Consider the following 13,329-nt stretch of genomic DNA (forward strand, 5'->3'; position numbering starts at 1 on the left):
CCGATCGTTCGCTCCATCATGGGCACGCCCGCCCGGAACCGTTCCGGGCGGGCGCGGGCCGTTATCGCCAGGCTGCCATCTTACGCACCGAACACCGGATGCGACGCCACGTCGATTTCCTTCAGCGTGTCCTGCTTCGACAGCAGCCCCGTTTCTTCCAGAATGCTGACAAGCGGGCGCCCTTCGGCCACCGATTGACGCGCGAGCTTGCTGACGCGCGCATAGCCGATCTTCGGCACCAGCGCGGTAGCCACCGCCATCGATTCGATCAAATGCTGCTCGTTGCGCGCCGCGTCGGCCTGGATGCCCGTCACGCACTTCCGCGCGAAGCGCGCGATGCCATTCGTCAGCAGTGCGATGCTGTCGAACACGCGCGAGGCCACCACCGGCTCGAAGTGATTGATTTCCAGTTCGCCGTATTGCACGGCCTGCGCCACGGCCACGTCGTTGCCGACCACCGCGAAGCTCAACTGGATCATCGCCATCGGCAGCACCGGGTTCACCTTGCCCGGCATGATCGACGAGCCGGCCTGCGCCTCGGGCAGGCGCAGTTCGCCCAGCCCGCCCACCGGGCCGGACGACAATACCGTCAGGTCCGAGGCGATCTTGGCCAGCGACACCGCGCAGGTCCGCAGCTCGGCCGAGACGCGCGAGAACACGTCCATGTTCTGCATCGCGTCGAACGAATTGGCCGGCGCCTGGTAGTTCACGCCGGTGATTTCGCGCAGATGCTTGTAGGCTGCGGCGCGATAGCCGGCCGGCGCGCCGAAGCCGGTGCCGATCGCGGTGCCGCCGAGCGGCAGCGTGCGCAGCTTGTCGCGCACGGCGGCAAGCTCGTCGGCCAGGCGATGCGTGAGCGCCGCGTAGCCGCCGAACACCTGGCCGAGCCGCATCGGTTGGGCATCCTGAAGACAGGTTCGGCCCAAATGCAGGATGTCGGCGAACTCGGCGGCCTTGGCGTCGAACAGCGCGGCGAGCTGCGCCACCTCGTCGATCAGCGGCGCGAACATCGCGTAGGTCGCGATCTTCAGCGCGGCCGGATACGCATCGTTGGTCGATTGCGAGCGGTTGACATGATCGTTCGGATGCACGACTTCGTAGCTGCCGGCCGGGTGCCCGAGAATCTGCTGGGCGCGGTTGGCGATCACTTCGTTGAAGTTCATGTTGGTGGAGGTGCCGCCCGAGCCTTCCATCAGGTCCACCACCAGCGACGCGTCGAAGCGGCCTTCGATCACTTCCCGGCACGCCTGCACGATGGCGTCGCATTGCGCCGCGCCGATCACGCCGTTGTCGCGATTGGCCAGCGCGGCGGCCCACTTCACTTGCGCGAACGCATCGCGAAACGCCGGATAGTGGGCGATGCTCAACGGCGACACGCTCAGGTTGTCGACGCCGCGCACGGTGTTGACGCCATACAGCCGATCGCCGGGAATCGTCACGTCGCCCACGTAATCGCGCTCGGTACGTTGTCCGGCCTGGTTCTGCTCACTCATAAGTTTCCCTGTTTCCTAAGCTGATCAGTTGTTCGATCTGTTTGCCGACGGCCTTCACCCTCGGCAGGAACGACGTCTCGATCACGCCGTGCGCGGTATCGCAGGCATCATCGAAAAATGCGTTGTATTCGTCGCGGCGCGCCACCAGGTACAGCGAGCGCTCCAGCTCCAGCCTCTCCACTACGTGCACGGCCACGTTCGACGCATGCGTGATGCCTTGCAGCAGGCACATCGGCGAGGTGATCGCCCAGCCGATGCCTTCGGCCACCATCGAGGTCAACGCGTCGGCGTTGTCCAGTTCGAGCCGGTTCGGCAGCCGCAGGTCGATGCGGCGCAGGTAGCGGTCGATCTGCAGGCCGACCTGCGACGAGCGATTGAAGCGCACGATCGGCAGGCGCGCGCCCAACTCGCGCAACTCGTCGACATTGCGCACCGGCTTGCGAAAGTCCTTCGGCGTAATGACGAAGTAGCGTTCGGAGAACAAGCGGTAGCGCACCACGTCGTTCGCGTCGATCAGCGGGTCGCTGGTCACGATCAGGTCGAGATCGCGCCGCAGCAGCGCCTCGCCCTGCTGCGGGCTCAGGCCGGTGCGGATCGACAGTTGCGACACCTTGCCGAGCAGCGCCTTGGTGAACACCGAGCCGCAGGTCGAGGCGAACGAATCGACCAGCCCGATGCGCAGGTCCGGCTTGATGCCGCGCCCGGCCTCCACCACCTGCGCCTTGAGGTTGGCGATTTCCTCGCTCAACACCGCGCCCCGGTTGCGCAGCGCGATGCCGAACGGCGTCAGCGTGAGCGGCCGCGTGGTGCGGTTCACGAGCACCACGCCCAGTTCCTCTTCCAGTTGCCGGACGATCTGCGAGACGCCCGATTGCGACATGCCCATGCGCGTCGCGGCGGCCGACATGCTGCCCTCCTCGGCCACGGCGACGAACACGTGGACGGCATGCATGTCGATCGGTTTGTTCAGCGGCATCTCGGTTCCTGGTGGAAGCCTGTGCGGCACGCGCTTGCGTTGCCGGTCAGGCTCGGGTTCGATGAGGGTGCGCATCGTACGCCGATGCGCTGGCCGCGGGATTGTCGTCCGTCATGTCGGCGAGGTTGTCGCGGCCGGTTTCCGGCGCCAGCTTGTGGCAGAAGACACCGCCGAACAGCAGCACGGCCACGCAGGCGCCGAGCGCCGCATGCACGCCCACGTGCTGCACCGCGAGCGGCAGCAGGAACGTGCTGATCGCCGAACCGAAGCGGCTCGATGCGACGGCCAGACCCACGCCGGACGCGCGCAGGTGTGTGGGAAACAACTCGGGCGGATAGACGAATTCGAGGTTCGCGGCCGCCGACAGCACGCAGGCGAACAGCCCGAACGCGAGCATCGTGCCGACCGGCCCGAAGTTGCCGTAGGCGAGCACGGCGAGGCCCAGCGCCGCCAGATAGAACGTGCCGATCAGGAATTGGCGGCGCGAGATCCGGTCGATCAACAGCAGGCCGATCACCGCGCCGGCCAGGATCAGCACGTTGTAGACGAGGCCGCCGAGGAACTTGTCCTTCACGTGCAACGCTTCGAGCACCTTCGGCGCGAAGGTGCCGAGTGCGAAATAAGGAATCACCTGGCACGCGTAGAACACGCAGCCGACCAGCGTGTTGCGGCGCCAGCGCGGCGAGAACAGCTCGGCCCACGCGCCGCGATGCGCCTGCGGCGCGGCGGCCGGCTCGGGCAGCATCACGTTCGGCCCGAAACGGCGCGCGATGATGGCGCGCGCTTCGTCGGCCCGGCCGCGCTTCATGAGCCACATCGGCGATTCCGGCACGATCAGGCGGAACGGCAGGATCAGCAAGGCGGGCACGCCGCTCGCGGCGAGCATGATGCGCCACGCGTCCGGCCCGATGTCCTTCATCGCGAAGCCGGCCAGATAGGCGCCCACGTAGCCGGCCGCCCATGCCGCCGCGAGCACGCTGAGCAGGCGGCCGCGATAGCGGCGCGGCGAATATTCGGTCACCAGCGATTTGCTGACCACGTAATCGGCGCCGAGAATCAACCCGAGAATCACGCGCAGCACCAGCAATTGGGTGGGCGAGGTCACGAAATACTGCGCGGCGGACACCACCGCGAACAGCAGCATGTCGTAGGCGAAGATCGTACGGCGTCCGTAACGATCCGCGATCGGCCCGGCCAGCATGCTGCCGAAGAACAGCCCCGCCAGCGAGGCCGCGCCGAGCAGCCCCATCCACACCGCATCGAGATGCAGCGGGCCGGCCGCCATGCTGACGGCAATGCCGATGATGCCGAGCACGAAACCGTCGCTGAATTGCCCGCCCGTTCCACTGAAGGCCACCCCGACATGAAAGGGGCGCAGCGGCAGGTCTTCAAGTAATTGTCTGTTCACCATCGTCTCCGGTCTCCAAAGCGGCGCCTATCGGCCATGTCGGGCGATGCGCCGTGGAAACGAGTGTAGGGCGACAGGTTCAGGAAAACAGCATAGGTGAACCGAGTATCAGGAATTCTAATAGTGTTATACGAATGCGGCGATGATGCGAGACCACCGCAGGCCCGCTCGCACCGCCAGTGCCGATCACGTCCGCATCAAAGCGCCGGCCCCTCCGGCGGCTCCTCGCGGATCGCCACCGCGATCGAGCCGCCCACGATCAGCGCGATCCCCAGCGCCGACAGGAACGGCACCGTCTCGCCCCACACCAGATAGCCGAAGATCGTCGCCCAGATGATGCTGGTGTACGAATACGGCGCCAGCACGGCGGCATCGGCGCCGCGCACGGCGATCGTGTAGAGCAACTGGCCGGCAGTGGCGAACAGCCCGAGCAGCGCCAGCACCAGCAAGTCGCCGAACGACGGCGCGCGCCACGCCAGCAGCAGCGACAGGCCCGTCACCACGGTGCCGAACACGGTGAAGAACAGCACGGTCATGCTCGAATCGTCGCTGGCGCGGATGCGCCGGATCTGCACCATCGAGAACGCGCCGCACACGGCGCTGCCGAGCAGCAGCGCCACGCCGAGCGCGCTCGACTGGGCGCCCTGCGGACGCACCACCAGCAGCACGCCGACGAAACCCACCACCGCCGCCACGATGCTGCGGCGCTGCAAGGTTTCGCGCAGCACGAGCGGCGCAAGCACGATCACGAACAACGCTTCCGAATAGACGATCGCCACCGCCTCGCTGAGCGGCAGATGCGGCAGGCCCGCGAAGAACAGCCCCGACGCGCCGAGCAGCGTCAGCGCGCGCAGCGTCTGGCCGCGGAGGTCGAGCGTGCGCAGCCGCGCCAGCACCGGCGGCCGGCCGCGCCCGAGGCACATCAGCACGGCGGGGATCAGCCCGAACGCCATGCGGAAGAACGTCACCTCGTTGGCCGGGTAGCGCAACGCCACGGCCTTGCCGAGCGCGTCGACGATCGCGAAGCAGAACATCGACAACAGGATCAGCGCGATGCTGCGCGAAACCGGGGATTGTCGGGCGAACCAGGGAAGCACGCGCATGGGGGCCTTGCGAGGATGAACGGGCGAGAATGCCAGGGAATCCGACGGGAACGCGCTGCAATCCGTATCACACCGATACGAAATGCGGAATGGTTCGGCCGGGCCGGCCCGACGATGATACCGAAGCCCGCCGCCCCAAGTGAAGCACAGCGGGCAGCCCCACCCATCGCCCGCGCTCGGAACACCATGGTCGACATCATCAGCGAAACGCTCGAACTCCGGGTTCGAGGCCTCGATTTGCGGATCGCCGCGATTCACCGGCCCGGCGCCGGTGCGCCGGTGGTATTCCTGCACGGCTTCGGCTCGACCAAGGAGGACTACGCCGATTTCGCGCGGCTGGCCGCGTTCTCGGGCCGCCCGTTCGTGGCCTACGATGCGCCCGGCTGCGGCGACAGCACGTGTAGCGACCTTCGCGCGATCGACATCCCGCTGCTGGTGGACACCGCCCGCGCCGTGCTCGCGCATCTGGGCGTGCAGCACTTTTACCTGGTGGGGCATTCGATGGGCGGCCTGACGGCGCTGCTGCTGGCCCGCGACGAAGGCGAGCGCGTGCTCGGCTTCATCGATATCGAGGGCAACGTCGCCCCTGAGGATTGCTTCCTGAGCCGGCAGATCTTCAGTCATCCCGACGAAGATCCGCAGGCGTTCCTCGCCGCGTTCATCGCGCGGGCGCGGCAATCGGCGGAGTTCTCCAGCTCGCTGTATGCGGCCAGCCTGGGCTTCAAGGTGCGGGCGCAGGCCGTGCGCGGCATCTTCACGTCGATGGTGGCGCTGTCCGACCACGGCGCGTTGATGGACACGTTGCTCGGCCTGCCGTGCCCGACGATGTTCATGTACGGCGAGCAGAACGATCATCTTTCCTATCTGCCGCAACTGGAAGCGGCCGGCGTCACGCTCGCGCGCATCGCACGCTCGGGCCATTTTCCGATGTACTCGAACCCGGTCGCCATGTGGGATCGGATCGCCGGGTTCGTCGGCGCGCCAGCCCGCTAGGCGCAATCAGGCACGCCGCCTGGCGCCGGCTGTCTGATCTCGCGCCCACGCCACCACCGCATCCACCATCGGATGATGGCGGGCCGGGTTCCAGGCCAGCGCCGCCGTGACCACCATCACCCGCTCCTTGAGCGGCCGGAACACGACGCTCTCCGACGCCAGCTTGCGCATCGACGCCGGCACCAGCGCCACGCCCTGCCCGCAGCCGACATAGGCGATCTGCGAGGTGACCGATCGCACCTCGTGCAGCACGCGCGGGCTGAAGCCGTTCTCGCGGCAGATCGCGGTCAGCAGGTCGAAATAAGCCGGACTGACCTGCCGCGACGACATCACCAGCGATTCGTCGGCCAGCGCGCGCAGCCGCACTCGCGACAGCGCCGCCAGCGCATGCCCGCGCGGCAAGGCCACGGCGAGCCGGTCCTCGGCCAGCGGCAGGCTGTCGATGCCGTGCGCGGCCGCGCCGTCGAGCCGGACGAACGCCACGTCGAGCTCGCCCGATTGCAGCGCGGGGATCGCCTCGACGCTGTCGATCTCGCGCACGAACACGCTCAGGCCGGGATGGTCCCGCTTCAGCGCGGCCTGCAACGCCGGCACCGTGTCGAGCATCGCCGACGTGATCGCCCCGACCTGCAACACGCCCGACTGGCCGGCCGCCACCTCGCGCACCACGCGTTCGAGCCGCTCCACCTGATCGGCGAACTGCCGCACGGCCGGCAGGATCGCGGCGCCGGCCGCGCTGAGGCGCGTGCCGCGCCGCGAACGCTCGAACAGCGTCAGCTTCAGCGACTGTTCGAGCACCTTGATCTGCTCGGTCAACGGCGGCTGCGACATGTTCAGCCGCTGCGCCGCCCGCCCGAAATGCTTTTCCTCGGCCACCGCCAGAAACATCCACAACTGGCGAATCAGCCGGAAATCGATGCTTGCCATCGCGTCCTCCCTATTCGGCCGGCGTGGACTAGACCACGCCGGTGCCCGACAGGCTAATCCGAAAAACGTATCAGCACGATATCGAATCGCGAATTTACGGATCAGCAACGCACCGCCACGATGAGGGCCTTGCCACCCGATCCCATCACCGCCGCCATGACCGACGCCTCGCCCCTCGACCGGCTCGCCTCGCTCGATACCAATACCGTCTCGGACGCCCTCGATTTCCTCGGCCTGCCCGGCGCGACCGTCGGCCTGCGCCCGCTGTGGGATTGCCGGAAGATCGTCGGCCGCGCCAGCACCGTGCAGCTCGGCCCGAAGCGCGACGCCACGCCCACCGCGCACCTGATCTCGCCCGTCATCGACGCGGTGCGCACGCCGGACCGCGTGCTGGTGATCGCCGGCGGCCTGGAAGGCATTTCGTGCTGGGGCGACATCCTCGCGAACGCGGCCGTCGCGAAGCAGGTTCGCGGCTCGGTGATCGACGGCCTGTGCCGCGACATCGAGGGCAGCGAAGCGATCGGCTACCCGGTGTTCGGGCGCGGCGTCACGATGATCAGCGCGCGCAATCGCGTGATCCAGCTTCATGCCGGCCAGCCGGTCGAGATGGCCGGCGTGACCGTGCACGAACACGATTACGTGATCGCCGACCGCTGCGGCACGGTGTTCGTGCCGGCCGCGCGCATCGGCGAGGTGCTCGAGCTGGGCGAGCGCATCGCGCGCCGCCAGGACGGCATGGTGGCGGCCGTGCGCGCGGGCCGCCCGGTGGCCGACGTGATGCACGACACGGCGTTCGAAGCGATCCGCGCCGGTTGATTTCTCTTTCTCAGGATGCCCAAACAATCATGACGAACCCGAAACAAGCTTGCGCCGAAGATCGTGCGCTGGTCGCGCTGTTCGCCGGCCTCGACACGCCCGGCGTGTCCGATGCGCTCGACAAGCTCGGCCTGCACGGCCAGGCGCTCGGCATCGCGCCGCTGGCCGACTATCCGCACGCCGTGGCCGGGCCGGCCTTCACGGTGCGCTATGCCCCGGCCAGCGCGCCGGCCGGCACGGTGGGCGATTTCATCGACGAGGTGGCCGAGGGCGACATCGTCGTCATCGACAACGGCGGACGCACCGACTGCACCGTGTGGGGCGACATCATGACCCAATACGCGGGCCTGCGCGGCATCGCCGGCACCGTGATCGACGGCGTCTGCCGCGACGTCGGCAAGGCGCTCGGCGACGGCTATCCGCTGTTTACGGCCGGCCGCTTCATGCGCACCGGCAAGGATCGCGTGCAGGTGGAAGCGGTCAACGCCACGGTGTCGATCGGCACGGTGCGCGTGGCGGCCCGCGATATCGTGGTGGCCGACGCGAACGGCGTGGTGGTGGTGCCGCGCGAGCGGGCGGCGGAAGTGGCCGCCACGGCACGCGCGATCGAGGCCGTAGAGAGTGGCATTCGCGAGCGCATCGCCGCGGGCGCCACGCTGCGGGAGGCGCGTCAGGCGCTCGGCTATCACACGCTCCAGCGCAAATCATGAGCGCCCCCGCCCTGAACCGCTTCCTCGCGGCGGCCCGCCCGTCCGCCACCTATCGCGTGATGGACCGCGTCGCCGCGCATCGCGCCGAAGGCCGGCCGATCGTGTCGCTGTGCGCGGGCGAACCCGATTTCGATACGCCGTCGCACATTCGCGAGGCGGGCGTCGCGGCGATCCGCTGCGGACACACGCGTTATACGCAGGTCGCGGGCCTGCGCGTGCTGCGCGAGGCGATCGCCGGCAAGTTCGCGCGCGAGAACGGCATCGACGTCGACTGGCGGCACACGCTGGTGTGCAGCGGCGGCAAGCAGGTGATCTTCAATGCGATCGCGGCCACGCTCAACGAGGGCGACGAGGTGATCGTGCCCGCGCCCTACTGGGTCAGCTATCCCGAGATCGTGCAGTTGTGCGGGGGCCGGCCGGTGATCGTCGAGTGCGGCGCGGCCAGCGGCTTCAAGCTCACGCCGGCCGCGCTCGAACGGGCCATCACGCCGCGCACGCGCTGGCTGATCCTCAATTCGCCGTCCAACCCGACCGGCGCGGTGTACCGGCGCGAGGAACTGCTGGCGCTGGCCGAGGTGCTACTCGCGCACCCCGGCGTGATGGTGCTGTCGGACGACATCTACGAGCACCTGACGTTCGATGGTCAAGCCTTCCACACGCTCGCCCAGGTCGAGCCGCGCCTGCGCGAACGCACGCTGACCATGAACGGCGTGTCCAAGGCCTATGCGATGACGGGCTGGCGAATCGGCTATGGCGCCGGGCCGGCCTGGCTGATCGATGCGATGGAAAAGTTGCAGGGGCAACAAACCTCGGGCGCCTCGACCATTTCGCAGTACGCAGCGCTGGCCGCGCTGAACGGCCCGCAGGATTTCGTCCGCGAATCGCGCAGCCGCTTCCAGCGCCGCCGCGACACGCTGGTCGAGCGCCTGAACCAGATCGACGGGCTGCATTGCGCAGTGCCGCAGGGCGCGTTCTATGCCTTTGCCTCGTGCGAGGGCTTGATCGGCCAACGCAGCCCGGCCGGGCTGCGGCTCGATTCGGACGAGGACGTGGCCGACGCGCTGCTCGACGAAGCCGGCGTGGCCGTCGTGCCCGGCAGCGCGTTCGGGCTCGGGACGTACTTGCGCATCGCCTACGCGCTCGACGATGCCGCACTGGCCCGCGCCTGCGAAGCGATCGAACGGTTCTGCGGCGCGCTCGCGGGCTGAGGGCCGGGCCGCCGCAGAATCGACGAATCGACACATCCCGCGATATTCGACCGCAACGCTGCGTTCCCGAAACCGCCGCTATCGAAGACCGCCCACCGCTCATCCGAACGATTTTCAGAACAAAACAATATAAATAGAACGAATTGTTTGGAAAATCACGCCAAACAGGCGATGATTGCGCCTGCCTCGGCCCGCCGCTGACGGCACCCGCCCGCCTCGCTATCCTGTCCCGCACATATCGATAGCGCGATTGATAACATAGCGTTCCCGTCACCGGCCGGCCCGGTGCCGCGCGGCCATCCAGCCCGCGCGCGTACCGGCCGCCGCACCGCACCGATTCGACCGTGAGCCAAGAACCGATACTGACCGTTTCCCATCTGTCGAAAACCTACGCGTCCGGCTTCAAGTCGCTCGACGACGTCAACCTGTCGATCCGCCCCGGCGAGATCTTCGCCCTGCTCGGCCCGAACGGCGCCGGCAAGACCACGCTGATCAGCGCCATCTGCGGCATCGTCACGCCGACCGAAGGCAGCGTCACCGTGGGCGGCCACGACATCCGCACGCACTACCGCGCCGCGCGCGAGATCATCGGCCTGGTGCCGCAGGAGCTGACCACCGATTCGTTCGAATCGGTCTGGGCCACCGTGTCGTTCAGCCGCGGCCTGTTCGGCAAGGCGCCGAACCCGGCGCACATCGAGAAGGTGCTAAAAGCGCTGTCGCTGTGGGACAAGCGCGACAACAAGATCATCACACTGTCGGGCGGCATGAAGCGCCGCGTGCTGATCGCCAAGGCGCTCTCGCACGAGCCGCGCCTGCTGTTCCTCGACGAGCCGACCGCCGGCGTGGACGTCGAACTGCGCCGCGACATGTGGAAGCTGGTCGATCAACTGCGCGCCGACGGCGTGACGATCGTGCTGACCACCCACTACATCGAGGAAGCCGAGGAGATGGCCGACCGCATCGGCATCATCAACGGCGGCCAGATCATGCTGGTCGAGGAAAAGACCGAACTGATGCGCCAGCTCGGCAAGAAGCAGCTCACGCTGCAGCTCGACGCGCCGCTCGATGCGATTCCCGAGGCGCTGGCGGGCTTCGGCCTCGAACTCGCCAAGCAGGGCACCGAACTCGTCTACACCTACGAGGTGGAGCGCGATCAGGCGATCGCCACGCTGCTGGCCGCGCTCGCGCAGGCCGGCGTCCGCTTCCGCGATCTGCAAACCTCGCAAAGCTCGCTCGAGGAAATCTTCGTGAGCCTGATCGACGGCGGTCGTACCGCGTCGGCCACGCCCGCCTCCGCCTGACCGCTCGACAGGACCCCGAATGATCAATCTGCATGCGATTCGCGCGATCTACCGCGCGGAAATGGCCCGTACCCTGCGCACCCTGACCCAGAGCATCATCGCGCCGGTGATTTCGACTTCGCTCTACTTCGTCGTGTTCGGCTCCGCGATCGGTTCGCGGATCAGCTCCGTGAACGGCATCAGCTACGGCTCGTTCATCGTGCCGGGGCTGGTGATGCTGTCGCTGCTCTCGCAGAGCATCTCGAACGCCTCGTTCGGCATCTACTTCCCGCGCTTCACGGGCACCATCTACGAGGTGCTGTCCGCGCCGGTGTCGTACTGGGAAATCGTGACCGCCTATGTGGGTGCGGCCGCAACCAAATCGGTGATCCTCGGCGTGATCATCCTGATCACGGCCAGCCTGTTCGTGCCGATGCATATCCTGCATCCGGGCTGGATGGTGCTGTTCCTGATCCTGACCTCGATCACCTTCAGCCTGTTCGGCTTCGTGATCGGGATCTGGGCCGACGGCTTCGAGAAGCTCTCGCTGGTGCCGATGCTGATCGTCACGCCGCTGACCTTCCTCGGCGGCAGCTTCTATTCGGTGGACATGCTGCCGCCGTTCTGGCGCATCGTCTCGCTGTTCAACCCGATCGTCTATCTGGTCAGCGGTTTCCGCTGGGCGTTCTTCGGCCTGGCCGACGTGCACGTGGGCATCAGCCTGGCGATGACGCTGGGGTTCCTGGTGGCGCTGCTGTTCGTGGTGTCGTGGATTTTCCGCACCGGCTACCGGCTCAAGAAGTAAGCGCCGAATGGCGCATCGCATCGCGGCCAACACGCGCCGCGATGCGTTTCCCGATGACTCGGCGTTTACACCGAGTTTGCCCGCCACGCGATTGCACCACGCTTTGGCCCGGTTGTATGATGACGTAACACTTGCGGCGGCAAGCCACCCGGCCGCCCGCGTCTTCCTTCACATCCCGAACCGCGATCCCCCGATGACCACTCCGCTGTCCCCCACCCACGTCGTTATCGTCTCGAACGCCGAGGACGGCGACCTCGGCCTCTATCATCTCGACGCCGCGCAGGCCCGCCTCGCCGCCGTCACGCGCACGCCGGCCGGCAGCGTGGTGATGCCGCAGGCGCCCACCCGCGACGGCAAGCAGTTGTTCGTCGCCACGCGCGGCGCGCAGCCCAGCATCGTCGGCTACGACATCGGCGCGGACGGCACGCTCACGCAGCGCTTCGCCACGCCGATCGACGCGAGCCTCGCCTACCTGACGGTGGATCGCGACGCGCGCCTGCTGTTCGGCGCGTCGTACGGCGGCAGCCGCCTGTTCGTGTTCGACGCGCGCCGGCTCGAAAGCGGCGACGGCACGCCGCTGCAATTCATCGACCACATCCAGAACGCGCATTCGATCATCGTCTCCGACGACGACCGCTACGTGTACGCCGCCTCGCTCGGCTCGGACCGCGTGCTGTTCTACGGCATCGCGCGCGCCGGCAACGAAGCGGCGCTGATCGCGCGCGGCGAGCTGGCCACGCCGGCCGGCTTCGGCCCGCGCCACCTGCGCCTCGCGGCGGACGGCGCGACGCTCTACGTGATCGGCGAATTCCACGGCACGGTGCTGGCCGTGCCGCGCGATCCCGTCACGGGCGAGCTGGGCGAGCCGGTGGTGTCGGACCTCGCGCCGAGCATCGCGCACCTGGCGCACGGCGCGCCGCGCCCGCCCGCGCCCACCCAACCGGTAGTCTGGGCCGCCGACCTGGCAGTCACGCCCGACAACCGCTTCGTGTTCGCCACCGAGCGCACGGCGAACCGCCTGATCACGTTTCGCGTCGGCGAGAACCGCGCGCTGCACTACGCAAGCTGCATCGAGACCGAACCGCAACCGCGCGGCATCCGCCTCTCGCCGGACGGCACGCTGCTGGCGGCCAGCGGCGAGCTGTCGGATTCGATCTCGCTGTACCGCGTCGATCCGGCCACCGGCGCGCTGACGCAAGCCGACCGCATCGCCTGCGGCAAGGGCGCGAACTGGATCGAGATCCTGCCGCTGCAAGCGGCCTGAGCCAGCGCCTGACGTCGTCCGCATCGTAGTCCAGCAAGCGCCCGCTCGCGGCGCTTGCTCCCCCCGCCCCCCCCCCGCTTCCCCTCCGCTCCCTGCTTCGCGATCCGAAACAATTACCGCATGCCGTTGCCGTCCGAGAAACGGCCGGCGATACGGCCTTGATCCCCGTGGCACCCGCGTGACAGCGCGAAAGCCATTCCGTCGCCGAGCCACGACAATCGCGCACCACCAGCGTGAATCGCCGCCAGCGGAATATTTTTCCGATTTCTCTGTGCTATCTGTTTGAAACAGACGGCGCGTGGCCGGCGGCTGCGTCACCGCCGCCCGCGCCGGTTTCCACATCGTC

The 13,329-nt window shown here is 67.8% G+C and carries 12 protein-coding genes; 7 read left to right on the forward strand and 5 right to left on the reverse strand.

The window, feature by feature from the left end:
• Positions 1–80: 80 nt before the first annotated feature.
• The 4 genes from AB4851_RS01875 to AB4851_RS01890 form a co-directional block, all read right to left on the reverse strand.
• Complete coding sequence (locus tag AB4851_RS01875; protein ID WP_414448192.1) at positions 81–1,493, reverse strand: aspartate ammonia-lyase; 1,413 nt, start codon at positions 1,491–1,493, stop codon at positions 81–83.
• Positions 1,486–2,469: a LysR family transcriptional regulator gene (locus AB4851_RS01880; protein WP_414448193.1), complete on the reverse strand. Its 984-nt coding sequence runs from the start codon at positions 2,467–2,469 to the stop codon at positions 1,486–1,488. Before AB4851_RS01880 ends, AB4851_RS01875 begins: the two co-directional genes overlap by 8 nt.
• Positions 2,470–2,515: 46 nt before the next feature.
• On the reverse strand, positions 2,516–3,880 hold the full coding sequence (locus AB4851_RS01885; protein WP_414448194.1) for an MFS transporter: 1,365 nt from the start codon (positions 3,878–3,880) through the stop codon (positions 2,516–2,518).
• Between the two features lie 194 nt (positions 3,881–4,074).
• On the reverse strand, positions 4,075–4,980 hold the full coding sequence (locus AB4851_RS01890; RefSeq protein WP_414448195.1) for a DMT family transporter: 906 nt from the start codon (positions 4,978–4,980) through the stop codon (positions 4,075–4,077).
• A 186-nt stretch (positions 4,981–5,166) separates the two neighbouring features.
• Between AB4851_RS01890 and AB4851_RS01895 the strand changes: the two genes are divergently transcribed.
• Positions 5,167–5,973: an alpha/beta fold hydrolase gene (locus AB4851_RS01895; RefSeq protein ID WP_414448196.1), complete on the forward strand. Its 807-nt coding sequence runs from the start codon at positions 5,167–5,169 to the stop codon at positions 5,971–5,973.
• 6 nt (positions 5,974–5,979) lie between these two features.
• Here AB4851_RS01895 and AB4851_RS01900 read toward each other — a convergent pair whose 3' ends face one another.
• Positions 5,980–6,900, reverse strand: coding sequence for a LysR substrate-binding domain-containing protein (locus tag AB4851_RS01900; RefSeq protein ID WP_414448197.1), 921 nt, complete (start codon positions 6,898–6,900; stop codon positions 5,980–5,982).
• 156 nt (positions 6,901–7,056) lie between these two features.
• Here AB4851_RS01900 and AB4851_RS01905 point away from each other — a divergent pair, with 156 nt between their 5' ends.
• From AB4851_RS01905 to AB4851_RS01930, 6 genes are all read left to right on the forward strand, one after another.
• Positions 7,057–7,716 (forward strand): RraA family protein, encoded by a 660-nt coding sequence (locus tag AB4851_RS01905; protein ID WP_414449216.1) that lies wholly within the window; start codon positions 7,057–7,059, stop codon positions 7,714–7,716.
• 29 nt (positions 7,717–7,745) lie between these two features.
• Positions 7,746–8,426 (forward strand): RraA family protein, encoded by a 681-nt coding sequence (locus AB4851_RS01910; RefSeq protein ID WP_414448198.1) that lies wholly within the window; start codon positions 7,746–7,748, stop codon positions 8,424–8,426.
• Positions 8,423–9,634 (forward strand): pyridoxal phosphate-dependent aminotransferase, encoded by a 1,212-nt coding sequence (locus AB4851_RS01915; RefSeq protein WP_414448199.1) that lies wholly within the window; start codon positions 8,423–8,425, stop codon positions 9,632–9,634. The genes AB4851_RS01910 and AB4851_RS01915 overlap by 4 nt, the downstream gene beginning before the upstream one ends.
• 344 nt (positions 9,635–9,978) lie before the next feature.
• Entirely contained in the window at positions 9,979–10,935 is a 957-nt protein-coding gene (locus tag AB4851_RS01920; RefSeq protein WP_414448200.1) for an ABC transporter ATP-binding protein, read from the forward strand.
• A gap of 19 nt (positions 10,936–10,954) precedes the next feature.
• Positions 10,955–11,719: an ABC transporter permease gene (locus AB4851_RS01925; RefSeq protein WP_414448201.1), complete on the forward strand. Its 765-nt coding sequence runs from the start codon at positions 10,955–10,957 to the stop codon at positions 11,717–11,719.
• Between the two features lie 193 nt (positions 11,720–11,912).
• Positions 11,913–12,983 (forward strand): lactonase family protein, encoded by a 1,071-nt coding sequence (locus AB4851_RS01930; protein WP_414448202.1) that lies wholly within the window; start codon positions 11,913–11,915, stop codon positions 12,981–12,983.
• Positions 12,984–13,329: the final 346 nt, after the last annotated feature.

The sequence above is a fragment of the Burkholderia sp. 22PA0099 genome (assembly GCF_047497165.1).
In the GTDB taxonomy this organism is placed as follows: Bacteria; Pseudomonadota; Gammaproteobacteria; order Burkholderiales; family Burkholderiaceae; genus Burkholderia.